The sequence below is a fragment of the Paracoccus albus genome (assembly GCF_027913035.1).
Taxonomy (GTDB): Bacteria; Pseudomonadota; Alphaproteobacteria; order Rhodobacterales; family Rhodobacteraceae; genus Paracoccus; species Paracoccus albus.
Window position 1 is genome coordinate 91,612 of the sequence record NZ_CP115777.1, and the last position, 20,038, is coordinate 111,649.

The 20,038-nt window shown below is 62.5% G+C and carries 18 protein-coding genes and 3 pseudogenes; 13 read left to right on the top strand and 8 right to left on the bottom strand.

Features of this window, described 5'->3' with window-relative positions; translation table 11 throughout:
- The first annotated feature begins 52 nt into the window (after window positions 1-52).
- Entirely contained in the window at window positions 53-406 is a 354-nt protein-coding gene (locus PAF20_RS18140; RefSeq protein WP_088664748.1) for an IclR family transcriptional regulator, read from the top strand.
- Window positions 407-434: 28 nt separating this feature from the next.
- Here PAF20_RS18140 and PAF20_RS18145 read toward each other — a convergent pair whose 3' ends face one another.
- The 5 genes from PAF20_RS18145 to PAF20_RS18165 all read right to left on the bottom strand — a co-directional run bounded on the left by PAF20_RS18145 (window position 435) and on the right by PAF20_RS18165 (window position 5,103).
- Window positions 435-1,229 carry an IclR family transcriptional regulator domain-containing protein gene (locus PAF20_RS18145; RefSeq protein ID WP_271073578.1) on the bottom strand — a complete coding sequence of 265 codons (795 nt, stop codon included), beginning with the start codon at window positions 1,227-1,229 and terminating at the stop codon, window positions 435-437.
- Between the two features lie 154 nt (window positions 1,230-1,383).
- Window positions 1,384-2,388: an FAD-binding oxidoreductase gene (locus tag PAF20_RS18150; RefSeq protein ID WP_271073579.1), complete on the bottom strand. Its 1,005-nt coding sequence runs from the start codon at window positions 2,386-2,388 to the stop codon at window positions 1,384-1,386.
- The gene (locus tag PAF20_RS18155) at window positions 2,385-3,356 is read right to left on the bottom strand and encodes a PdxA family dehydrogenase (protein ID WP_078572120.1); all 972 of its coding nucleotides are present in this window, start codon (window positions 3,354-3,356) and stop codon (window positions 2,385-2,387) included. The genes PAF20_RS18150 and PAF20_RS18155 overlap by 4 nt, the downstream gene beginning before the upstream one ends.
- Complete coding sequence (locus PAF20_RS18160; RefSeq protein ID WP_271073580.1) at window positions 3,356-3,841, bottom strand: aromatic-ring-hydroxylating dioxygenase subunit beta; 486 nt, start codon at window positions 3,839-3,841, stop codon at window positions 3,356-3,358. Before PAF20_RS18160 ends, PAF20_RS18155 begins: the two co-directional genes overlap by 1 nt.
- Entirely contained in the window at window positions 3,838-5,103 is a 1,266-nt protein-coding gene (locus tag PAF20_RS18165) for an aromatic ring-hydroxylating oxygenase subunit alpha (RefSeq protein ID WP_434802969.1), read from the bottom strand. The genes PAF20_RS18160 and PAF20_RS18165 overlap by 4 nt, the downstream gene beginning before the upstream one ends.
- Before the next feature lie 254 nt (window positions 5,104-5,357).
- On the opposite strand from PAF20_RS18165, the gene PAF20_RS18170 reads away from it, so the two are divergent.
- Window positions 5,358-5,921 (top strand): NADPH-dependent FMN reductase, encoded by a 564-nt coding sequence (locus tag PAF20_RS18170; protein ID WP_078572124.1) that lies wholly within the window; start codon window positions 5,358-5,360, stop codon window positions 5,919-5,921.
- Window positions 5,922-5,936: 15 nt separating this feature from the next.
- Here PAF20_RS18170 and PAF20_RS18175 read toward each other — a convergent pair whose 3' ends face one another.
- Window positions 5,937-6,380 carry a hypothetical protein gene (locus PAF20_RS18175; RefSeq protein WP_143593936.1) on the bottom strand — a complete coding sequence of 148 codons (444 nt, stop codon included), beginning with the start codon at window positions 6,378-6,380 and terminating at the stop codon, window positions 5,937-5,939.
- On the opposite strand from PAF20_RS18175, the gene PAF20_RS18180 reads away from it, so the two are divergent.
- The 4 genes from PAF20_RS18180 (at window position 6,330) to PAF20_RS18195 (ending at window position 11,734) form a co-directional block, all read left to right on the top strand.
- Entirely contained in the window at window positions 6,330-7,022 is a 693-nt protein-coding gene (locus PAF20_RS18180; protein ID WP_271073581.1) for an SDR family NAD(P)-dependent oxidoreductase, read from the top strand. The two genes, PAF20_RS18175 and PAF20_RS18180, sit on opposite strands and share 51 nt — an antisense overlap.
- A 90-nt stretch (window positions 7,023-7,112) precedes the next feature.
- The gene (locus PAF20_RS18185; protein ID WP_271073582.1) at window positions 7,113-8,504 is read left to right on the top strand and encodes a hypothetical protein; all 1,392 of its coding nucleotides are present in this window, start codon (window positions 7,113-7,115) and stop codon (window positions 8,502-8,504) included.
- A 192-nt stretch (window positions 8,505-8,696) separates the two neighbouring features.
- The gene (locus tag PAF20_RS18190; RefSeq protein ID WP_078572130.1) at window positions 8,697-9,701 is read left to right on the top strand and encodes a TAXI family TRAP transporter solute-binding subunit; all 1,005 of its coding nucleotides are present in this window, start codon (window positions 8,697-8,699) and stop codon (window positions 9,699-9,701) included.
- A 119-nt stretch (window positions 9,702-9,820) separates the two neighbouring features.
- Complete coding sequence (locus PAF20_RS18195) at window positions 9,821-11,734, top strand: TRAP transporter permease (protein WP_271073583.1); 1,914 nt, start codon at window positions 9,821-9,823, stop codon at window positions 11,732-11,734.
- Between the two features lie 92 nt (window positions 11,735-11,826).
- Here PAF20_RS18195 and PAF20_RS18200 read toward each other — a convergent pair whose 3' ends face one another.
- Window positions 11,827-12,315, bottom strand: a complete 489-nt coding sequence (locus tag PAF20_RS18200; protein WP_271073584.1) for a hypothetical protein — start codon at window positions 12,313-12,315, stop codon at window positions 11,827-11,829.
- 13 nt (window positions 12,316-12,328) lie between these two features.
- Here PAF20_RS18200 and PAF20_RS18205 point away from each other — a divergent pair.
- The 4 genes and pseudogenes from PAF20_RS18205 to PAF20_RS18220 all read left to right on the top strand — a co-directional run.
- A pseudogene (locus PAF20_RS18205) lies at window positions 12,329-12,643 on the top strand (ISKra4 family transposase); the annotation flags it as partial.
- Window positions 12,644-12,705: 62 nt separating this feature from the next.
- Window positions 12,706-13,014: pseudogene (locus PAF20_RS18210) on the top strand (ISKra4 family transposase); the annotation flags it as partial.
- A gap of 62 nt (window positions 13,015-13,076) precedes the next feature.
- A complete protein-coding gene (locus tag PAF20_RS18215) occupies window positions 13,077-14,291 on the top strand; it encodes an IS256 family transposase (protein ID WP_167622159.1) in 1,215 nt (404 codons plus the stop codon).
- A gap of 51 nt (window positions 14,292-14,342) precedes the next feature.
- A pseudogene (locus tag PAF20_RS18220) lies at window positions 14,343-15,392 on the top strand (ISKra4 family transposase); the annotation flags it as partial.
- 123 nt (window positions 15,393-15,515) lie between these two features.
- On the opposite strand, the gene PAF20_RS18225 reads toward PAF20_RS18220, so the two are convergent.
- Window positions 15,516-16,583, bottom strand: coding sequence for a helix-turn-helix domain-containing protein (locus tag PAF20_RS18225; protein ID WP_271073585.1), 1,068 nt, complete (start codon window positions 16,581-16,583; stop codon window positions 15,516-15,518).
- Window positions 16,584-16,809: 226 nt separating this feature from the next.
- Here PAF20_RS18225 and PAF20_RS18230 point away from each other — a divergent pair, with 226 nt between their 5' ends.
- The 3 genes from PAF20_RS18230 to repB all read left to right on the top strand — a co-directional run bounded on the left by PAF20_RS18230 (window position 16,810) and on the right by repB (window position 19,932).
- Entirely contained in the window at window positions 16,810-17,691 is an 882-nt protein-coding gene (locus PAF20_RS18230; protein WP_271073586.1) for a recombinase family protein, read from the top strand.
- Between the two features lie 134 nt (window positions 17,692-17,825).
- Complete coding sequence (repA, locus tag PAF20_RS18235; protein WP_271073587.1) at window positions 17,826-19,019, top strand: plasmid partitioning protein RepA; 1,194 nt, start codon at window positions 17,826-17,828, stop codon at window positions 19,017-19,019.
- Window positions 19,003-19,932 carry a plasmid partitioning protein RepB gene (repB, locus tag PAF20_RS18240; RefSeq protein ID WP_058243483.1) on the top strand — a complete coding sequence of 310 codons (930 nt, stop codon included), beginning with the start codon at window positions 19,003-19,005 and terminating at the stop codon, window positions 19,930-19,932. The genes repA and repB overlap by 17 nt, the downstream gene beginning before the upstream one ends.
- Window positions 19,933-20,038 lie beyond the last annotated feature (106 nt).

Here is a 20,038-nt window from a genome sequence, read left to right on the forward strand (position 1 = left end):
CGCGATCACAGGGCGTAAGCGTAGGATTTAGCACTCCCCGGCATCAGACCCCATGATCCGCAGCGGTGCCGGGCTTGCCTATCTCGCCATGATCGAGGAAGAGCGGCTCGAACTGATGACCCCGCAACTGCGCAGCCTGGCTGGGGATGAATGGCCAACGCGGGAAAAGAGCATCAAGCAGGCCCGGCTCGACTACCAGAATTTGGGGTTCGTCCTGGCCGACCAGGTTTTCCATCTCGCCATCCGCGCGGTCGCGACCCCCGTGATCGCCAAGTCGAGCGGCCGGATCTTCACCCTGAGCTGCGCAGGCCCCGTCGCCACGAGCGAACGGCTCCGCAACGAGATCGGGCCGAAGCTGACGCTTCTGGCGAAGAACCTTCAGACCACCACGATGATGCTGACCTGACGCGGGCAGCCTTGCCCGCCGACATCGTTCAAAGGGACCGCGACAGCGCCTCGGCATAGATGCGCAAAATGGGCAGCATGTGCTTGCGCATGTCCTTGACGGTGACGCGCGGCCGCGCCGCGCTCACGCTCATCGAGGCGAGCAGCTTGCCGTCCGGGTCGAAGACCGGAATGGCCATGCTGACCATGCCCAGCTCCAGCTCCTCGTCGGTGAACGCCACCTTGTCACGGCTGGCGGCGCGGATGATCTCCTTCAGCTTCGCCTTGTCCGTAACCGTATGCTTGGTCATGGCCACCGGCTCCGCCGCGTCGAGATAGGCATCCAGCGCCTTGTCGTCATAGGCCGACAGCAGGATACGCCCCGTGGCCGCGGCATAGGCGGGCAGCCGGGTGCCCAGACGGATCGCGGTGGAGACCAGCCGCGCAGCCTCGGCCCGCGCGACAAAGGTTGACCGGCCATCCTCCAGGATCGAAAGCGAGACGGATTCCCCCAACTCCTCGCGCGCCGCGTCAAGCTGATGCTGGGCAAGCTGGGGCAGCGGAATCGCGCCGGTATAGGATCGGCCCAGCCGCAACATGCGCGGGGTCGGCATGAAACGCGGGCCGTTCTTGGTCAGATAACCCAGATCGGTCAGGGTCAGCAGGCAGCGCCGCGCACTGGCCCGCGAAATGCCGGTCTCATCAGCGGCGGACGAAACAGTGACAGCCGGGTGCTCTTCCCCGAACAATTCGATGATGGCCAGGCCCTTGGCCAGCCCCGCCATCCCCTCGGGCGCGCGCGATTTCGTCGCCGTGCCCCCTTCTTTTTCCGTCGTCCCCGTCATCCGAGCTCCACCCTTTTCTGGCATGTCCGGTCCCCGGCGCCTGTCGTGTCGGCGACGTGCCGGGCACCAAGCGGCCCGGCGGGAAACGCCGCGCCGCAACCTGCCATAGCATCCGGGATAAGTCCAGAAACCGGGTGGGGCCGCGCAGGCGGCGTTATTCCTCGTCGCCCGACGCCACGAAAGCATCGCTGAAAAAGCGATCTTTGGCCAGCCCGGCCTCGGCCTCGAATTCCGAGCGCGCCGCGTCGATCATCACCGGCGCACCGCAGGCATAGACCTCGACATTGCTCATGTCGGGAATGTCCTCAAGCACCGCGCGGTGAACGAACCCGGTGCGCCTGTCCCAGCCGTCCGAAGGCGACGAGATGACCGGCGTGAAGCTGATCCAGGGATGCGCCGCAGCCCAGCGGGCGGCGACATCGGCCATGTAAAGATCGGCCTCGGTATTGACACCCCAATAAAGCTTCAGCGGCCGCTCGGCCCCCAGCGCGATCTGGTTCTCGATCAACGATTTCATCGGGGCAAACCCGGTGCCGGTGGCCAGCAAAACCGCGTCCATATCGTCGTTGTCAGACAGGCAGAACTCGCCATAAGGCAGCTCGACGGTCAGGAACTGCCCCTTGTCCAGCTTGCTCAGCACCTGCTCCGAGAACTTGCCGCCGGGTACATGCCGGATATGCAGCTCGATCCCGTCGTTTTTCTGCGGGGGGTTCGCCATGGAGTAATTGCGGCTGTCGCCGTCCTCCATCACCACCCGCAGGTATTGACCGGCGCGGAACGGTGCGCGTTGCCCGATCGGCAGGCGGAACTGGATCACGGCCACGTCCGGCGCCGGGCGGGTGATCTTGCGCACCTTCGCCTCCAGCGTCTTGCGCTCCACAGGCTCGACCTTCTGGATCCGGGTCGGCGCGATCTGAAGATCGGTCAGCGGACGGGCCTGGCACAGCTTCACGCCCTCGGCGGGACCGGCCTGAACCCCCTGCCCGCGCACCATCGCCTCGCCCGAAGCGATGCCGCCTTCGCAGGACGAACACACACCCTTGCGGCATGAATAGGGAATGGCATAGCCCGCGCGGTCAGCCGCGTCGAGAACGGTTTCGTCCTCTTCGCAGTCGAAGCCGATATCGTCATGGTCGGTGACGGTTATACGAAAACTCACTGAATACCTCCGACAAGCCTGATCGCGGCGACCGCCGCATCGCTGGACGCCTGACCCTTGCCCGCAATATCGAACGCCGCGCCGTGCCCGACGCTGGAAAAGACCAGCCCGGAACCGATCGACATCGCCGCCGAACTGCGCCCGGCCAGCAGCTTGACCGGGATATGGCCCTGATCGTGATACATGGCGACAAAGGCGTCATAGCCTTCGCGCACCAGCATCACGTCGGCGCCTTCCGGCCCGTGCGCGTCGATCCCTTGGGCGCGCAGCCGTTCGATGGCGGGGGTGACGATGCGGTCGTCCTCATCCCCGAAAAGCCCGCCCTCGCCCGCATGGGGGTTGATCCCGAACAGCCCGATGCGCGGGGCGTCGATCCCCAGACCGCTGAGCGCCTGATGCGCGGCCAGCGTGGCGCGTTCGATCAGCTCCGGCGTCAGCCGGTCAAGCGCGGTGTGAATGCCTTCATGCAGCGTCACATGCACGATTCGAAGCCCGCCGCCGATCAGCATCAGGAAAACCGAATCCTCGCCGGTGCCTAGAAGCTCGGACAGAAGGTTGGGATAGCCCGAAAAGGTCCGCCCACTGGCATTGACCGCCGTTTCCGAATGCGGACAGGCCACGATGGCGCGGCCGGTGCCGTCCTTGACCAGCGCAACCGCGCGCTCGACATAGGCAACCGTCGCCCGCCCGCTGGCCGCTGTGGGTGTGCCGGGCGTCACATCGGCCGCGTCAATCGCGCCAACCTCATGAAGATCGACGTGGCCGGGCGCGCCCCATTTGTCCATGGACGGCTCAAGCGCGAAGCCCGCCGCCGTCACGACCGGCTCCACCAGATGCCGGTCGCCCACGATCACCGGGCGCAGCGCCGGATCGTCGGCCAGCGCGATAGCGGCCTTGGCCGCGACTTCCGGGCCGATCCCGTTGGCATCGCCAACGGTGATCAGCACTTTTTCCTTTTGCGCCGTCATTATAGCGGGAAACCGAGCAGCGTGTCGATCTGGTTGCTGTCCAGCACCACAGTGCGCGACACGATCTTTGCCTCGTCGCCGACGATCCGGTAGCGGTCGATATAGCGCCCGGTGGCAAAAAGATCGGTCGGCCCCTCGCGGGTGATCCGGGCCACCATGAACGAGGTTTCCGAATCCACTTCGTCGCCTTCCAGCTCGCCCACGAAGGGCAGCCCGATCATGTGGCGGTAGGAGTGGCGCTCATAGACGTTGGCCTCCAGCAGCGACAGGATACGGTCGCGCAGCATGTCCTTGCTGTCGAGCCAGACAAGACCCGCCTCAAGGTTCTGCGCGTAATTGTCGGCGCTGGTGATCGTGTAGAAGCAATCATCCACGAAGAAGTTGGGCCATGCCGTGCAATCGCCATCGTCGATCTCGCGGACATAGCGGGCCTGCGCGGCGCTGATCAGGGCCGAAACCTCGGCCTGCCGGACGTGAATGTTCATAGGCCCATCCTCATTCTGTATTCTGCCCAGAACCCCCGGATCGAGGCTTCCGTGATGCGGTCGTCGCCGCCTTCGATGCTGCGCCCGCCCATTTCGAGCACGGCATTGTTGTCCGACGCGCCCTTGGTGCCCCGGCGCACGAAGCCGCCGATACAGCCGTCTTCCATCGACACATAGCCGCCCGGCCCGATCAGGTTCGACAGTTTCAGACGCGCGCGGCGCTGTTCGGTCGTGTCGTCTTCGAACCCGATATAGGTCCATTTGAGATGCATCTCGTCGGTGCCTTTCGGCAGGACCTGACGCACCGCGATCGAGTTCTGGATCTGCTGCAGGACGAAACCCGGAAAGACCGTGAGGATCTGCAGGGTGATGTCGTCATCGAATTCCTTGAAGCTCGCCAGAAGCGACTTGTCGGCCAGTTGCAGGTCCGATTGCGACCGGATATTCTGGTCCGAATAGATCGTGTTCTTCGCCTTCTCGGCTTCCGCGACCTGGTCGATCTCGGAATAGCTCACATGGCAGCCGCCATTCGGGCTGACGATGATCCCGCCCTTCTGCGACAGCCGGTTCAACTCGAAGGTGGTGAAGAAGGTGTGCAGGATACTGGCGTGATAGCTGTCCTTGGTGTTCTCGACATAGAGCTTCCAGTTGTTGGGAAGCACCTGTGTGAACCGGCCCAGAACCACCATCTTGCGGCCTTCCAGCACGCGATGGATGCGGTCGAGAACCTCCTCGCCCATGTAATCCTCGATATCGTCCACATCCTCGTCGAAGCTGCCGAAGATCAGCCCGTCGACATTGGCTACGCGCAGCTTGCGCGGGCCGACGGAATTCATGCAGAAGTCCTTCTCCATCCCGCCTTTGCCGCCGATCCCGTCCTTGAACGCGATCCCCACGAGGTCGCCTTGCAGGCTGTGGGTCCAGGCATGATAGACGCAGGTGAAATCCTTGACATTGCCGCGATCTTCCAGCGCCAGAAGCGAGCCGCGATGCGAGCAGCGGTTCTCGAACGCATAAATCTCGCCGTCATGGTCGCGGGTCACGATGACCGGGGTTTCCCCGACATGGACCGCGACGAAGTCGCCGGGCGATTGAAGTTCGGCTTCAAGACACATGTAGTTCCAGGTTTCCCCCTGGAACAGGCGCTCATTTTCCATCTCCAGAACGTCTTCGCGCTGGAACACCCAGTAAGGGACATGGAAACCCTCATCTTCCTTCGCCCAAACAGGCATTTCCGCCCCAAGGGGCGCCAAATTGTTCATGGGTTTACTCCCTCCCGATAAACGAGTTGTCGGATGTTCGCACTTCGAACTCAAACCGCTATTCGTTTTTTTGATTTACAATCCTGAGAATTTTGTGTCAAGCAGGGACTGGCCATGCAGATGCAGAAAACGGGGGGAGGAGCAGATGAAAAATCAAGGCACCAAGCCCCTCGCGAAGGTGACATATCCGCCGGTGCCGGCGGGCGGCGTTCAGGGGCCGGTCACTGGCCGTCAATCATCTTAAGGAGCGGAAAATGCCCAAAAAGACAGTCCTCTTCATGTCGGGAAGCAGCCAGGTCGGCTCGTCCAACTGGCGGATGGTCGGCGCCGCTGCGGCCCTTGCGGACCGCGACATGGCGGATGCCTTCGCGGCGGTCACGCTGAACCTTGCCGAATATGAGCTGCCGGTTTTCATCGAGGGTCAGCCCAGTCCCATACCGGACGATGCAGCGAAGCTTCGCAAAGCCGTGGCCGCGGCAGACGCCATCTTCATGAGCTCCGATGAATATACCGGCGCGTTCTCCTCGGTGTTCCGCAACGCCGCTGGCTGGATCGGGCATGACGTGGACGGCGCGGGCAACCTGTTCCACGGCAAGCTGATCACGCTCTGCGGGGCGCCCGTGGGCGGCGTCGGCGCGCTGCGCGGCCACCCTGCCCTACACCAGTTCCTTCTGGAGCTCGGCGCGAACGTCTATTCGCAGAAATTCGAGCTCGGCTCGACCTCAAGGATCTTCCGCCAGGATGGAAGCCTGTCGCCGTCGGTCCAGAAGCAGCTGGTCGAAGGGGCCTTCGCCCGGCTGGCGGGCGAAACCGTGTGACGCAGCCCTGACCCGTCAGGGGATCAGGACCGTCTCCCGCAGCTCGAAGCGTAGCACCTCCTCGGCGAAGGTGCCGAGATCGCCCGCCGCCGCCGCCGCTTCGGGCGATCCGACCGCCTGGGTGGCATCCGCCTGATCGCGCCGCGCCCGTGCGCTGCCGCCCAGCCGGACAAGATCGTTGTGGATACGGCGGAAATGGCGCGCCGTCTCGTGATCGTTCCAAAACGAGATGCCGCCAAACCCGCGATGGGTCTGCATCGAGGCGGTGCGCAGCCCGCCGCAGGCCAGGATCAGCGCCTCGCGCCCGGCGGCACTGTCCGCGAACCCCTCTGCCGGTTGCCGCGCCGCCAGCCCGATGGCCAGCCCGGCCAGATCGACATCCTGGGCGTGTCCTTCGGCGGCCGCCTCATGGTTGTCACCGGCGGCGCGCGCGGACAGGGCGCGCTTCAGGCCCGGCATCTCGCGGCGCGGGGCGCGCAGGTGATTGTCGCCGACATCCTTGAAGACGAGGGCCGCGCCCTCGCCGATGAGATCGGCGCGCAATTCGCCCGCCTCGACGTGACCTCGGAAGCGGACTGGGCGGCGTTGCAGGCGCAATGCGGCGACTGGCCCCTGCACGGTCTGGTGAACAATGCCGGGCTCTATCGGCCAGAAACCATCCCCGACACCACGCCCGAGGATTTCGACCTGCAATACATGGTCAACCAGTTCGGCACCTATCTGGGCGTGAAGTTCGCCGAAGCGGCGATGGGTCCCGACGGCGGGTCGATCGTGAACATCTCGTCGCTTGCCGGGCTGCGCGCCAGCAAGGGCATTGCCTATGTCGGCACCAAATGGGCCGTGCGCGGCATGACCAAGACCGCCGCGCGCGAGCTGGGCCCGCGCGGGAGCCGCGTCAACTCGGTCCATCCGGGCATTATCCTCACCCCGATGCTGGACGCCTGGAGCGACGAGGACCTGAAGACCCGCACCGCGCAGGTGCCGCTGGGTCGCGCCGGCATGCCGGAAGATGTCGTTCATATGGTCTTGTTTTTGCTGTCGGATTTCAGCCTCTACATCTCAGGAGCCGAAATCGCGATTGATGGCGGGTTGTCTGTCTAGACAATACCGGAAAGGATAGGGCCGCCGCCCGGTCGACCATGCCGGGCGGTGCGTAGCGGTCGGTTCACCGGTATGAGGTAAGAGCATATAATGCCAGATGCGGCCCGCCCGGACCGGCTTTCCACGATCGCCTCCGCCGCTTTGCTGGGCGGCACCGTCTTCACCCTCGCGGACCTGTTCAGCGACAATCACCTGTTCGCCGGAATCGCGATCACGCTGATCGTCTGCCACATCCTGATGCGCTGGCGCCATGTGCGCACCAACGCCAAGGTTCTGCTCCTGCTGGCGGCCCTGTCCGCGGTGCTTCTGGTCATGGCCGGCGGCGATCCGGGCAGCCTTGCCCTTGCCGCGAGCCGCGCGCTTTACCTGCCCGCGCTGCTGACGGTCATGGCGATCCTGCGGGTCGCCGCGATGCGCTCGAACATCGTTAATACGGCGGCGCATTTCGTGGTGGACCAGCCGCCGTCACGTCGTTTCGTGCTCCTGGCCAGCGGCAGCCATATCTTCGGCATCCTGCTCAATCTCGGCGGTCTCCAGCTTCTGCTCGGGATCGCGCTGGCCCAACGCGACCGCACCGCGCCCACGCCCCAGATCGGCGAGGTGCAGGGACGGCGAATCGCGAATGCCGTCATGCGTGGCTTCGCCGCAACGATCCTGTGGTCGCCGGTCGGTCTGGCGATGAACATGCTCCTGCCGCTGATGCCGACATTGGGATATGTGTCTTACCTGCCCTACGGGCTCGGCCTGATGGTGGTCTTCTTCGCCCTGGGCTGGGTGTTCGACCGGCTCGAGCCGCGCCCGCGCCGCACCTTCACCCCGTCACCCCACAAGGGTGCGGGCCTCGCCATGGCCGCACTGCTCGGGTTGCTCATCGCGATCACCGGGCTGTCGGCACTGGCCGAGGCGGTGATCGGCATTCCGATGCGCGCCGCGATCCTGATCGTGATCCCCTCCATGGCGGTGGTCTGGGTGCTCCTGACCGAGGGGCGCCCGTTCTCCGGCAACCTGACATCCCTCGCCCGCGACGGGTTCCGTGCGCTGCCGGATTCGACCAGCGAGATCTGCTTGATCGGGGCGAGCGCCTTCCTCGGCCTGACCGTCGTCGAGATGCTGCCCGCCGATCAACTGCGTTTGCTGATCGAGAACGTCTCGCTCGGCCCGGAGGTGATCGCCTGTATCATCATCCTGCTGATGACTCTGGTCAGCCAGCTTGGCCTGTCGCCGATGATCGGCGCGCTGGTCTGCTCGGGGGCCATCATCTCGTCCGGGATCGACATGCCGGAGGTGATGCTGATGCTCGCCTTGATGTGCGGCTGGTCCGGCTCGATGCTGCTGTCGCCCTTCGCCTCGACACTGGCCATCGCCATGGGCATGACCGGCAAATCCGCCCGGGAAGTCGGCCTGCGGTGGAACGGCCCCTTCATCCTGACCTATTACGCGATCAGCATGACCGCCCTGCTGATCGCGGGCGCACTGCTCTGATCGTCCCCCCAATCGGGGCGGTTCATATACGTTTGAAGAATGCGGCGGGGACGATCGGCGTGGATTGACTCCGTGTCTGCCTGCCTCTAAGTTGATGCGGTATTCGATCTTTGTTCGAATACCGCGCTATAAAAGCAAGCCCGCTCCAGATAGCGGAGCCAGCACCACGTGGGTAGGGAGGATGTTGCCCCAATGATTTTCCAGAAACTGACCGCCGCAGCGCTCGGCGTTGCCATGTTTGTGGGCGCCGCGCCCAAATCCGCCGAGGCCGATATCCTCGTGATGGGCGGCAACCCGGAAGGAAGCCTGTTCTACGCGCAGTCGCAGGCCATCGCGTCGGTCATTGGCCAGCACACGGGCGACCGCGTCGACGTGCTGCCGCAATCCCCGACCGTCTTCTTCCCGATGTTCGTCTCCAGCGAAGCCGATCTCGGCCTGTCGAGCCCGCTCGAAGCCAACTTCGCCTACCGGGCCGTGGGCCCCTATGAGGGCATGAATGGCGGCGAGGGTTACCCGATCTCCACCATCATGCTCGGCTCGCCGATCCGCCTGTCGCTGGTGGTCCGGGGCAGCTCGGACATCCACAGCATGGAAGACCTGAAAGGCAAGCGCGTCGTGTCGAACTACGGTGCCTTTGCCGGGTCCTCGATCACCGCCGAAGCCGCGCTCGCCAATGCCGGTCTGACCGCCGACGACTTCGAGGTCGTCAGCGTCTCCAGCTATCCCGAAGGCGTGACCGCCGTGATCGAAGGCCGCGCCGACGCCGCCGTCGGCTCCATCGGCAGCGGTATCCTTCAGCAGCTCAACGCCGCCGAAGGCGCGCGCATCCTGTCGATCGACCCCTCGCCCGAAGCGATGGCCCGTTCGCAGGAAATCGGCAGCGCCTTCGTTCCGATCGAAGTGCCCGCGGGCATCGTCGGTGTCGACAGCGACATCTACGCGCTGAGCTATGCAACCACGCTCTATGGCCGCAGCGACCTCGCCGATGACAAGGTCATCGCGATCCTCGAGACGCTGTGGGAGCATTCGGAAGAGCTGAAGGCCATTCACCCGTCGCTCGCGACCTGGACGCCGGATCGCTTTGCCGACACCGCCGTCGTGGTTCCGTTCCACCCGGCCGCCATTGAATTCTTCAAATCCAAGGGCGTGTGGACCGACGAGCTCGAAGCCCGTCAGGCTGAGATTTCGGCGAAATAACCCATGATGCCCCGGGCCCGTCCCGGCGCGACACAGCAACGGATCGCTCCGGCCAGATCTTGACGGCCGGGGCGATTCTCCCTGTAAGAGTCCACACGCCAATCGGAGGCCAGACACCCGTGCAAGAAAACAACAGGGTTCTGAAACGCCCGTATCGCTACGTCTACGAGGTCCTTGCGATCATCCTGCCCATCGCGGCACTGATCTATTCGCTTCAGCTGCTGCCGCGCTTCGGCATCATCATATACAAGGAACAATACCTGACGCTGTTCATCGCGATCTGCGTCGCGATCTCGTTCCTGGTCAAACCCTTCTCCAAGTCCCAGGTCCGCGAGACGCCGCCCTGGTATGACATAATCGGGGCCGTGCTGGCGCTGATCGTCGGGGGTTACATCTTTCTGAATTACGACGAAATCGTCCGCAGCCTTGGCCTCATCACCACCGACAAGGTGATCGTCAGCGTGATCGGTATCGTCCTGCTTCTCGAGGTGGCACGCCGCCATGTCGGCTGGACCATGGTTAGCGTCGGCCTTCTGGCGCTCGGATACGCCTATTTCGGTCACTACCTGTCGGGCATGTTCGAAACCCGCGTGATCCGCTGGGACCGGCTCGTCACCTATAACTATCTCGGAACCGGGGCGATCTTCGGCACGCCGGTCTATGTCGCGGCCACCATCGTCACCAGTTTCGTGGTCTTCGGACAGGTGCTGTTCCTGGTCGGCGGCGGCGATGCGATCTCTGATTTCGCCTTCGCCCTGATGGGCCGCCGCAAGGGTGGACCCGCCAAGGTCGCGATCATGTCCAGCGCGCTCTTCGGCTCGCTCTCGGGCAGCGCCTCGGCCAACGTGGCCACCACCGGGATGCTCACCATCCCGATGATGCGCAAGGTCGGATATTCGCCCGAACGGGCCGGCGCGGTCGAGGCGGTCGCCTCCACCGGCGGCCTCGTCCTGCCGCCGGTCATGGCCGCCACTGGCTTTCTCATGGCCGAGTTCCTGGCCGTTCCCTATGCCACCGTGGCCATCGCGGCGGCGGTTCCGGCGCTCCTGTTCTACTTCTGCGTCTACCTTCAGGTTCACCTCGAAGCGGTGAAAGCCAGCATGGAAGGCGCCGACGCGACCGAGCTTCCGGACCTGCGCGATGCGGGCCGCCGGATGATCCCCGTGGCGGTGCCCTTCGCGATCCTGCTCTGGACGCTCTTTGGTTGGAACTGGAACCCGGCGGCCTCGGCCTTCGCGGCCAGCTTCGCCACGATCCTGATGTCGCTGGTCCTGCCCAGCATGCGCCGCCCGGCGCGTGCCTATGTCCGCACCTTCGTGGAGGTGGGCGAAGCCACGGTGTTCATCGCGATCATGTGCGCCATTGCCGGGATCGTCGTGGGCTGCCTCGGCCTGACCGGCCTTGGGTCGAGCCTGTCGCAGAACCTCATCGCGGCCTCGGGCGGCAGCATCTGGCTGCTCCTGATCTTCTCGGCCATCGGCTGCATCATCCTGGGGATGGGGGTGCCGGTGACGGCGACCTATATCATCCTCGTGATCCTGATCGGCCCGGCCTTCGAGCAGCTCGGCATCAACAAGATGGGCGCGCATATGTTCATTTTCTACTTCGGCACGCTGTCCTTCCTGACGCCGCCGGTCTGCCTGTCGGTCTTCGTGGCCGCGTCCATCGCGCGCTCCGCCCCGATGAAGACGGCACTCGAAGCGCTGAAACTGGCCGTGGTCGCCTATGTCATCCCCTTCGCCTTCGTCCTGAACCCGGCCTTCCTGCTGGAAGGAACGCTGGTCGAGATCGGCGCGGCCATCATCGGCGGCGTGGCTTCGATCTTCCTGATCTCCGCCGGGCTGGTGGGATACCTGGCAAGGCGCGTGGCCGTACCCCTGCGTCTGGCGGTGATCGTGATCGGGGTGGCGAGCTTCTTCCTGACCGGCCTGCACCCGGCCTTCGCCCTGCTGCCGCTGGGCATCGTGCTCCTGCTCTATGGCCAGCAAAAGCTCATGGGCGGCAGCGCGGCAGGCGCAGTGCTCGGCAACTAGGCCCGAACGATATCCCGCTCCGGCGGGTCCGGAAAGCGGCGCCCCTCGCAAGACGGGCGCCGCTTTTGCATGAGGAGAAGAACCGCCCGGCGTCAGGGCGTCGCGAGGATCGCCTCCAGCGTCTCCTCGGGTTCGGTCAGCATCGACAGGTGACTGCCCGCGATGGTCACGATCCGCGCCCCCCGCGCCTCCATCACCGGCACGAAGCGCGTCATCGGTGACGGAATGCCCCATTCGGTGCACAGGATATAGGTCTGAGGCACCGACGCGATATCCGGCGAGACCGGGACCGGCTCGAAGAAGGTGCGCCAGGGCTGGCCGCCGATCCGCGGTGTCACGAAGTCCAGCACCGCCGGATCGGTGACCCCGAAAGCCGCCATCGGAATCGGCTCCAGCAGCCGGTCGGCATCCCTGCCCGCCTCGTAATGCGCGCGGTTTGCGGCCTCCATGCAATCGACCATGGCCTTGCCATCCTCGGGCACGAAGGCATCGTAATAGATCAGCGACCGGATCTTGCCCGGGATGCGAGGGGAGTGGGCAAAACTTGGTGGTCGTCGTGGTAGGGTAAGATTTCTGAACAAGGCGGGACCCACCATGGATGTAAGCATTTTTGTCGAGACGACGTTTGTCGATGGAGAAACCAAGAGGCGCAATATCGGTCGACTTCGCCGTGCGCCGGACGAGTTTGGTTCCGAGAATTTGGGCCTTCTCCTCGACGAAGCAAAGACCTTGTTGAGGCGCTTGCAGGAAGCGATTGTGCAAGATCAGGTCGGTGCAGCAATAGAGGCTCGCCGGAAATGCGATGGCTGTGCCAAACAACGCGCGATCCATGATGATCGAGGCCGTATTCTCGATACTCTTTTCGGGCGAGTTCGGGTGATGTGGCCAAGGCTTCGAGGCTGCTTGTGCGGGAGTGGGCAAAACTTGGGGGTGATCGTCTATAGTGGAGGTTCAATGAGAGAGGGACCACCATGGATGTGCGGATAATCGTCGAGACGACATTTGAAAACGGAACCACGAAGACGCATCGTCTTGGCCGCATTTCCCGCCCATTCCGACAAACCAAGCCCGAGGGGTTTGGACTCTTGCTCGAAGATGCCAAGACCATGTTATGGCAATTGCAGAACGCTATTATGCTCGATCAGATCGAGGAGGTCTCGGAGGAGAGCAGGATCTGCCTGGGCTGCGAAAGGGTCAGAGCCATCCATGATTATCGCCCCCGGGTTCTCGACACGTTGTTTGGTCGTGTCCATGTCAAGGCGCCGCGTATTCGCCGCTGTGAGAGTGTCCGGTCTTCTGTGTAACGTAGATCCGGTCCATGCTTCATTGAAAGGAAGCATGCATGACGATCTCCAAGGAACTTCTGGATGAACTGCTGAAGGGCGTTGAGCGCCCCGAGGACCTGCTCGGCGACACCGGGCTGATGAAAGAGCTGAAGATCAAGCTCATGGAACGTATGCTGGGCGCGGAACTGACCGCGCACCTCGGCTACGAGGAGGGCAAGGAGGCCCCGCCGGGTCAGAGCAACCGCCGGAATGGCTCCTCGACCAAGGTGCTGAAGGGCCAGGACGGTGAGATGCCGGTGGCGGTGCCCCGCGACCGTGACAGCAGCTTTGAGCCGGAATTGGTGAAGAAGGGTCAGACCCGGATCGACGGGATCGACGACAAGATCATCGGGCTCTACGCCGCCGGGCTGACGGTGCGGGACATCCAGACCCATCTGCTCGATCTCTATGGCCTGAAGGTCTCGCCTGATCTGATCAGCCGCGTCACCGATGCGGTGCTGGACGAGGTTCGGGACTGGCAGAGCCGGGCGCTCGACCGGATGTATCCCATCGTGCTCTTCGACGCGCTGCGGGTGAAAATCCGCGATGCCGACAGCCGGACGGTGAAAAACAAGGCTGTCTACGTCGCCCTCGGCGTCACCCGCGACGGGCAACGCGAGGTTCTGGGGCTGTGGATCGCCGAGAACGAAGGGGCCAAGTTCTGGCTCTCGGTGATGAACGAGCTGAAAAACCGGGGCGTTCAGGACATCCTGATCGCGGTCGTCGACGGGCTGAAGGGCTTTCCCGAAGCCATCACCGCGGCCTTTCCCGAGGCCATGGTCCAGACCTGCATCGTGCATCTGGTGCGCCATTCCCTGAACTTCTGCTCGTGGAAGGACCGCAAGGCCGTGGCTGCCGATCTGCGCCGGATTTACAGCGCGCCGAGCACCGATATGGCCGAGGCCGAACTCGATGCCTTCGAGGAAAAGTGGGCCGGGAAATACGCATCAATCGCCCCGGCCTGGCGCCGGGCGTGGCAGGAGGTGATCCCGTTCTTTGCCTTCGATCCCGCGATCCGAAAAATCATCTACACGACAAATGCCATAGAAAGCCTGAACCGCGTGATCCGGAAGTCGATCAAGACGCGCGGCTCATTCCCGACGGACGAGGCCGCGACCAAGCTGATCTACCTCGCCATCCGCAAGTTCGAGAAGGATGGGCGCAACGTCAGGGAATGGTTTGCAGCCCGCAATCAGTTCGCCATAATGTTCGGCGAGCGCTTCGACGCTTGAGTATCCAAAACCGCATGGACCGGGACGGATACACAAAGTTCAGGACACTCTCGCCGCTGTGCCTGCAAGGCTATATCCGATGTCGACCAGAGCGGTCCGTTTTCGCCGCTTGCCCATTACTTCCCGGATCGATCGACCCCGGAACTGCAGCGCCTTCAGGCTGAGCTTGGAGCACGACATTCGTTCCGGGAAGCCGCGCGCATCATTGAGACCTTCGTGCCCTGCGCGAAACAGATGAATACCACGGTGCGTAATCGCTTGGGCAAAGTCGCCCAAGTCATCGGCGCCAATGATCGGGCGGAGCTCGCCGTCGATGAAGATGCAACATCGCAAACGCTGACCGTCTTTCTCGACGGCGCCCACATCCGGTGTCGGCCAGAATACCAACGGCGTCATCTTGATGTCGTGGTGGGAAAGATCGAAAGTCCCAATATGAGCCGTCGCTTCGGTCTGGTTCAGCAAGCGGCGCGTTCTCCGGCCAAGCAACTCCGTCAAGCTCTGGTTTCGCAGGGTTGGGACGGTCAGCGTCCAATTACGGTAATTTCCGATGGCGAGCCAGCACTGCCAAACCTGGTCCGCCGCGCGGTCCAGGGGCCGGTGCGCCACATTCTCGACTGGTGGCATATCTCGATGCGCGTTCTGCATATTGAGAATGCCGTCAAAGGTCTTCTTCAAACACAGAACTTCCCGGGTATGCCGGAGCTGTTCAAGAAGCCGGCGGAGACGTTGCGGTGGTGTATCTGGCATGGCAAGGTCATGACAGCTGGAACACGCCTCAAGGTACTGTTGATTGATTGCAGCAGGATCTCCAAAATCGATGCTGAAGTCCGCGAAGCGGCGGCGAGGGTCAAGGCGCGATGTCGAGAACTGTATTCGTACCTGGCCAACAACTTCGATGCGCTCACCGATTATGGTTGGCGGTATCGGAATGGTTTAGCGATTTCATCCTCTCGCGCAGAAGGGTGCGTCGATGAAATTGGAAATACTCGGATGGGCAAACGGCAACGCATGAGATGGTCGCCCAAAGGCGCGCATCAAGTCGCCGTCACAAGAGCTGCTGTCCTCGATGGGCGATTGGCTGTCTCACAAATGGCAGCCTGACCCCCAAGTTTTGCCCACTCCCACACAGATTGAGGCAGAGCCCAATTAAGGGCAACGCGACAGTTGCGCGCTGTTTGTAAGTGCCGTCTGAGAGCGCCGGTCGCTTGTGAGCGATTACCCCGTTCAATTCGTGATACGCCACATCCGATACCGCCCCTGCCCGGTCATCTCGCGGACCAGACCCTTTTCCTCCATCCAGGCAAGGTTGCGCTGCACGGCGGCGCGACTGGCGCCGGTTAAGGCCTCGGCCATCGGGGCGGATACAAGGGGCCATTCGGTCAACACAGCGCGCAAGGCGCGCGGGGTCTTGCCCGAGAGTGGGATCATCTCGGTTTCCGCCCTCGCCGACCATGCCTCGATATCGTCAAGGTGCCGCATTGCGGTCAGGCAGGCGGTATCCATCCCGTCAAGCCAGCGCGCCAGACGGTCAGCGTGTGGGCCGCCGGCGCGCAGCCCCCCTGCCCCGCCCATGGCCAGAGGCGCAAAGACTGCGCCCTTGCCCTCGCTGGCCGCGATCCGCGCGGCCGTGACTGCCGCTTCCATTCGATCGCCCTGCTGCCCGAGGCCCGCGAGGCTCCAGAGGTGAAAACCCGCGCAGGCGCGAGTTATAGTGTGAAGATCGGCGGCTTGTTCCATCAGGTCGAGCCAACCGCCCGCACGGTGCGCGAAAGGCTCGGCTTCATCTACCATGTTCTCAGGATCGCGGCGGTCGAGGAAGCCAGACAGGTCCATCTCTGGGCCTGGCCCGCCTGTCAGACGACGTACCGCCCAACCAACCCGCGCGAGTGCAGCGGTGTCGTCTTGCAGGCCGGAAATGCGCATGGAAATCCAGAGCGCCAGCCGATCCGGGCCGATGCGGTCACCCGCGAACCAGCTGAGGTCGGCAGCCTCGATCAGGGCAAGCCTGTGCCGCCATCCTTCCGGGCCGCGCTTCAGCCGGTCGTCCAGCGCGCCGACGCGACCGGCCACACGAGCAAGACGCGCGGCATGACCCGCCTCTGCTTTCCGCCAATCGTCGAGGACCTCGGCTTCACGCGGTTCGGCCCGTGGTCCCGGCGGCAGATAATCCGGCTCCTCTTCCATCGGACCGGGCAGGAACCAAAGATCGTCCTCGGACGACTGTCCCACCTCCTCAGCGTCGAGTAAGAGAGCATCAGATTCATCATGAAAGGCAGGCGCTTGAGGTGTCATATGTGCAAAATACTAGAGTTTTGCATTCTACCCAAGGGTTTTGTCAGAGTGCGCCCATGCTGCTTATATAGCACGCGCGGGCGATAGTCGGCGAGGGCTCTCTGATTGCGCTGAGTGTATAGAAACCAAGGGCATTCCGGTAAGCAGCGCCAGAGCGCGCGCCCTTGCATTCGTTTACAAACGGTCGTTTATTAGTGATACATAAAATTGCAAACGGCCAGATTTCATGCCCCTGATAGGCTATGCCCGCGTTTCCACAGAGGATCAGACCCCCCTGCCCCAGTCCGAGGCGATGCAATCGGCGGGCTGTGCCGAGATCTTTGAAGAGCACGCCTCAGGCGGCAATCGCGCGCGTCCTGTGCTCACGCGGGTGCTCGAACGCGTCCAGAGCGGCGATACGCTGGTCGTCGTGCGGATCGACCGGCTTGCGCGGTCTCTGTCGCACTTACTGGAGGTGATCGAGCGTCTGGAGGCCAAGGGAGCTTTCTTCCGCTCGCTGCAGGACCCCATCGACACCGCCTCCCCTCAAGGAAAATTCACATTGCAGGTTCTGGGCGCCGCGGCGGAGTTCGAACGCGCGCTGATACGTGAGCGCACGAAGGCCGGGCTTGTCTCTGCGCGCGCCAAGGGCCGCGTTGGTGGCAATCCTGGGCTTCGCACCAAAGACCCCGCCGCGCTGCGCAAGGTGTGGCTGGCACGACAGGACGGCTACATGGAGCGCCTGAACGAAACCGCGCAGGATTGGGTGCCCCACGTGCGACGCCTGCGGCCGGATATGGCCTGGGAAGATGTTTTGCGAATCATTAACGGCCCCCTGCCTCACGACCGGCACTGGACCCAAAGCCGCCTACTCCGTGCTGTGAAAGCCTATGTCCGCGACGGGTTTCTACCAGATGCTGTGCTTGGCCGCGCCGGACGCCGCGAAACCGATGACCGCCTGCCGGCTATCGTGGCTGCCATCAAAGGCTCGGACCCCGAAATAACACTGCAGGCGATCTGCGACCGGCTGGAATCGATGCGTGAGCGCACCCCTCGAGGGCGCACCAGCTGGCAGCCGTCTTCGGTCAAAATGCTGCTTGAGCGTGCGGAAAAGTTGGGGCTCCTCTGAACACGACACTTGTGTTGGCCTAACAGATTGCCACTAAATCTAGAAAGTGCTTGCACGAATCTGGCTGCTCGGGCAATAGTCTCGAAAAATAACGCGCGGTCACATAAAAAACGCGCCCACGAATCGGGGCAGACATGAGCGAAGCAGAACAGGATCTAGATATCGCCATCGGGCACTACGCGGAACTTCTCGCGTCGAACCTGCATGCTCAGCGCGCTGCACACTTCCCACCAGATGCAAAGAAGGAGATGCGCACTTTGACCAGCGGCGAAGCTGCTGAGCTCCTTGGCGTCGACCATACCTATCTTCGGAAGCTTCATCGAGAAGGAAAGATCGTTGACGTCGAGACGACGGCTGGAAGTCATCGCCGCTATACGCTCGACGATATCTGGGAAATCCGACAGACGCTTGAAGGAAACGCAAAAAAGTCTGGAACTTACGTGCCTGGACGTCGCGACGGTGACGAGCTTCAAGTCATTTCAGTGGTGAACTTCAAGGGCGGGTCCGGCAAAACGACGACGTCTGCTCACCTAGCTCAGCGCTTGGCGCTCAAGGGGTACAGGGTTCTTGCGATCGATCTCGACCCCCAAGCATCTCTTTCGGCGCTTCACGGAATCCAGCCAGAACTCGACCTCATGGAGGGCGGAACCCTCTATGATGCCGTTCGCTATGACGATCCGGTTCCGATCGCCGAAGTGATCCGTAAGACCTACATCCGCGGCCTTGATCTTATCCCGGGCAACCTTGAACTCATGGAGTTCGAGCACGAGACGCCTGCTGCGATCCAGCGAGGTGGAGCGAAGGCGTTCTTCGCGAGAGTTCATGACGCACTCGATAGTGTTGAAGCGAACTACGACGTTGTTGTGATCGACTGTCCGCCGCAACTTGGTTTCTTGACAATGTCAGCACTTTCCGCGTCCTCGGGTGTGCTCGTGACGGTTCACCCGCAGATGCTTGACCTTATGTCGATGTCCCAATTCCTGCGAATGACTGCGGATCTCCTTGGAGTAATCAGGGATGCAGGCGCAAATCTGCGCTTCGATTGGCTTCGCTTCTTGCCAACGCGATACAAAGTCGGCGACGCGCCACAGACCGAAGTCATCGCCTTCATTCGCGGGCTCTTTGGGAGGTCGATCCTGACCAATCACATGGTTGAGTCGACTGCAATTTCTGATGCCGGCTTGACCAAGCAAACGCTCTACGAAGCTGACAAGAAGGACTTCACGCGTCAGACGTTTGATCGTGCGATCGAATCTATGAACGCAGTGAACGATGAGATCGCTGAAATCATCCAGAACACATGGGGGCGGAATGGCAAGAAAGCCTAAACTTGGCCTGCCGCTGCAGACCCTTCGCAACGCTCCTGACGCTCTTGAAGGGCGCCGACTGCGTGGCGGTGTTTTTGAGATCGATCCGGCGCAGATTGTTACCGAAGGACGGTTGGATGACAGGCTTCAGATTGAAGTTGAGGGCCTGAAGAACTCTATTTCCAAGAACGGTCAGCGTGTGCCTGTCTTGGTCCGCCCACTGGAAGGCGATCGCTACAACCTGATCTATGGCCGCAGACGCTTGGAAGCATGTCGCGAACTCGGTATCAAAGTTCGAGCCATCGTCACAGAGGTTGAAGGTGATCAAGCGCTTCGAGATCAGCTTCTCGAGAACCAAGAGCGTCGTGATCTGAGCTTTATTGAACGTGCGCTTGTAGCGACGGCGCTTCTAGACGGCGACCATTTGGAAGGGGCTGAGCGCACCAATCGTGGTGTCGCCGAAGTCCTTAACCTCCACGAAGCTGGGGTTTCACAGCTCTTGAGTGTCGTTCGGACGGTCGGCGAGGATCTCATCCAGGCAATTGGTGCAGCTCCTGGGATTGGTCGCCCGAGATGGGAAGAGCTCAAAAAGGCTTTGGGTGCCTACGACGGTGATCGGGACCAGCTGCTAGCCATAGCTCACGCAGCCAAGTCCGAAAGTTCCGGCTCGGTCGATGAGGTTTCTGAGCGTGCGTTTCTCGCAGTTCTGGCAGCTGCGAAGAGCGCAGAGAAGAAAGCAAGCCCGTCTAGAAAGGGTGTGCCTGCTTTGGCCATCCCCGGTGTTGGAGCTGCGACGGTCAAGACCGGCCGCCAAGGCAAGCAGCTCAAACTTGATCTGACTACGGATGAACCTGATTTTATCAGCTGGTTGGAGGGCAACGCCCCAAAGCTGATTACCGAGCTTCATGAGCGCTGGAAGCGTTCAGGAGACTGAGGAAGAGCAACCAACAAGAAGGAGGCACGATACAGGCAAAAAGAAAAAGGCCCCGAGAAGCTAGCTTCACGAGACCTTTGTAAGGTTTCGCACCGGGATCAGCCCG

Coding starts and splice junctions, on each gene's coding strand:
- PAF20_RS18230 (WP_271073586.1), top strand. CDS start 16,810: ATGCCCCTGATAGGCTATGCCCGCGTTTCCACAGAGGATCAGACCCCC.
- PAF20_RS18145 (WP_271073578.1), bottom strand. CDS start 1,229: ATGACGGGGACGACGGAAAAAGAAGGGGGCACGGCGACGAAATCGCGC.
- repB (WP_058243483.1), top strand. CDS start 19,003: ATGGCAAGAAAGCCTAAACTTGGCCTGCCGCTGCAGACCCTTCGCAAC.
- PAF20_RS18140 (WP_088664748.1), top strand. CDS start 53: ATGATCCGCAGCGGTGCCGGGCTTGCCTATCTCGCCATGATCGAGGAA.
- PAF20_RS18165 (WP_434802969.1), bottom strand. CDS start 5,103: ATGAACAATTTGGCGCCCCTTGGGGCGGAAATGCCTGTTTGGGCGAAG.
- PAF20_RS18180 (WP_271073581.1), top strand. CDS start 6,330: ATGGTTGTCACCGGCGGCGCGCGCGGACAGGGCGCGCTTCAGGCCCGG.
- PAF20_RS18215 (WP_167622159.1), top strand. CDS start 13,077: ATGACGATCTCCAAGGAACTTCTGGATGAACTGCTGAAGGGCGTTGAG.
- PAF20_RS18225 (WP_271073585.1), bottom strand. CDS start 16,583: ATGACACCTCAAGCGCCTGCCTTTCATGATGAATCTGATGCTCTCTTA.
- PAF20_RS18175 (WP_143593936.1), bottom strand. CDS start 6,380: ATGCCGGGCCTGAAGCGCGCCCTGTCCGCGCGCGCCGCCGGTGACAAC.
- repA (WP_271073587.1), top strand. CDS start 17,826: ATGAGCGAAGCAGAACAGGATCTAGATATCGCCATCGGGCACTACGCG.
- PAF20_RS18185 (WP_271073582.1), top strand. CDS start 7,113: ATGCCAGATGCGGCCCGCCCGGACCGGCTTTCCACGATCGCCTCCGCC.
- PAF20_RS18190 (WP_078572130.1), top strand. CDS start 8,697: ATGATTTTCCAGAAACTGACCGCCGCAGCGCTCGGCGTTGCCATGTTT.
- PAF20_RS18160 (WP_271073580.1), bottom strand. CDS start 3,841: ATGAACATTCACGTCCGGCAGGCCGAGGTTTCGGCCCTGATCAGCGCC.
- PAF20_RS18155 (WP_078572120.1), bottom strand. CDS start 3,356: ATGACGGCGCAAAAGGAAAAAGTGCTGATCACCGTTGGCGATGCCAAC.
- PAF20_RS18170 (WP_078572124.1), top strand. CDS start 5,358: ATGCCCAAAAAGACAGTCCTCTTCATGTCGGGAAGCAGCCAGGTCGGC.